We start from the raw sequence: 2137 nt of genomic DNA on the forward strand, positions 1-2137 counted from the left end.
TTATTTAAAACATTTCTTGACGGAGGTGACCAATCATGATCCTGTTCAAGAGTGTATTAAAAGATGAACTTACTGATTTTCTAGAACTTCGGGAAGCTTCAAAAAGCAAATGTACCCATGATCACGATAGACATACATTACAGAGGTTTGATGAATATCTCTACACTATAGATTGTAAGGACAAAAACCTTTTAGAAGAACAGATGACTGGCTGGATCCGTACCCTTACTGGCAAAAGCGGTACCATTGCTAATGTAGTGGTTGTTATCAGAATTTTTTTGCAACATCTTAAGAGTTATGGAGTTAATGCATATTTACCACCCATTCCTAAAATCAGTGATGATTACTTACCATACATCTTCTCTAATGATGAGATGAATCACATATTTGCTATTGCAGATATGTTGCAGATGGGTCAGCCACGCAAAAATACCCTTATCCACATAGAGTATCCAATGATTCTACGGCTCATATATGGATGTGGGCTTCGAATTGGAGAAACGCTATTATTGAAAATGAAAGATATAGATCTTGATACAGGAGTGCTGAAACTAAAATATACAAAAGGTGGCAAGCAGAGGCTTGTCCCAATGCATCTTTCATTGACGGAAATCCTTAAGCAATACTGTATGGCTTTAGGAATAATCGGATATCCTGATGCATATCTTTTTCCAACCGTTGACCCTATTGAGGCAGTAACAACACAATCTGCACAACATAAGTTTAATGACATATTGGAACTGGGGGATATTTCTCTACTTGGCAGGAAGAAAAATCAAAGAGGTCCCTGCATGCATTGTATTAGGCATGTTTTTGTGTTCAATTCTTTTGCTAAAGCGGAAAAAGACGGACGCAGAATAGATGACTCTGTCCCATACCTCTCCATATATCTGGGGCATGATAGCCTAAATGAAACAGAAAAATATCTGAAATTTAGTAGTGAAATGTTCCCAGAAGCAATGGATTTGTTTGATGGCTATACTGCACTGATTTTCCCAGAGGTGAATTTTCATGAATAAACCTTCGAAGTTTTTGGAACTGCTTGATGGATATATAACAAATTACATGCCTTGTTCAGTTGGTGCAAGTCACCATACCGTTACCTCGTATAAATATGCCTTTCGACTGCTGATAGAATTCATGTACTCCAAGAAAGGTATACCAGCGGATAAGATTACTTTTGAGCAACTTAATTATGGCAACCTAATGGAGTTTTTGGACTGGATAGAGAAAGTTCGCGGATGCAGTGTATCAACAAAAAACCAAAGGCTATCAGCAATCATTTCTTTCTCTGAGTATGCACAGAATCGAAATTTTGATGCTGCATCAATCTTTCGGAGCAGCGTTGTTAAGATTCCAATGAAAAAGGCCCAGAAGAAGCTACGGGCAGTGTTTTCGGTTCAGGAGGTATCGATATTGCTTCGATTACCTGAAGATAACAAAAAAATCGGTCTCAGGGATAAGCTGTTGCTCAGCCTAATGTATGCAAGTGGTGCGAGAGCACAAGAAATCTGCGACCTGACTATAGGAAATATACAGTTTAATCTTAAAGGTGCCACTCTAAATATCAAAGGAAAAGGTGGAAAATCAAGGCGAATTGGCATCCCGGACACCTGTGCAAGGATGTTGCAAAAATATCTCATCCATAGAAAAATAGAATTAAAAACAGTCAGACATATTTTTTCGAGCCAGACCCATGAACAGATGACGGTTTCTTGTATTGAAGGTATCTTCAATAAATATGTACGTCTGGCAAAAGAAGAGAATCCATTACTATTCCAGGAAAATAGCTACCCACCTCATTCCATGAGGCATTCTACTGCCAGTCATATGTTAGAAGCAGGAGTTCCACTTGTTGTTATTAAAAATTTTCTAGGACATGTATCTCTTCAATCGACACAAATTTATGCGGAATTATCACAAAACACTGTAGATAAGCATTTGAAGGAATGGAATGAAAAATGGTTCCCTCATGATTCTATAGAAAACGATGAAATGAGGGAAGATAATAAGATTCCTGAGTTTTTAAATCTGTAATAGAAATATGATTAGATTATCCGAGAAAAACATGAGAATCTCTAGAATTTATGCGATCTCAAGAGATCCTTCTCGGATAATCATATTTCTAGGATAATGA

General features: G+C 37.4%; 2 protein-coding genes. Both read left to right on the forward strand.

What is annotated here, in order from left to right:
* The first annotated feature begins 35 nt into the window (after positions 1-35).
* Positions 36-1019 carry a tyrosine-type recombinase/integrase gene (locus KPL51_RS22950; RefSeq protein WP_216166744.1) on the forward strand — a complete coding sequence of 328 codons (984 nt, stop codon included), beginning with the start codon at positions 36-38 and terminating at the stop codon, positions 1017-1019.
* Entirely contained in the window at positions 1012-2037 is a 1026-nt protein-coding gene (locus KPL51_RS22955; RefSeq protein ID WP_216166746.1) for a tyrosine-type recombinase/integrase, read from the forward strand. The genes KPL51_RS22950 and KPL51_RS22955 overlap by 8 nt, the downstream gene beginning before the upstream one ends.
* The last annotated feature ends 100 nt before the right edge of the window (positions 2038-2137 follow it).

Origin of the sequence: Clostridium bowmanii, from assembly GCF_018861315.1 — a bacterium.
Taxonomy (GTDB): domain Bacteria; phylum Bacillota; class Clostridia; order Clostridiales; family Clostridiaceae; genus Clostridium_AD; species Clostridium_AD bowmanii.

Bases quoted from the DNA above. Each gene is read 5' to 3' on its own strand.
- KPL51_RS22950 (WP_216166744.1), top strand. From the start codon at position 36: ATGATCCTGTTCAAGAGTGTATTAAAAGATGAACTTACTGATTTTCTA.
- KPL51_RS22955 (WP_216166746.1), top strand. From the start codon at position 1,012: ATGAATAAACCTTCGAAGTTTTTGGAACTGCTTGATGGATATATAACA.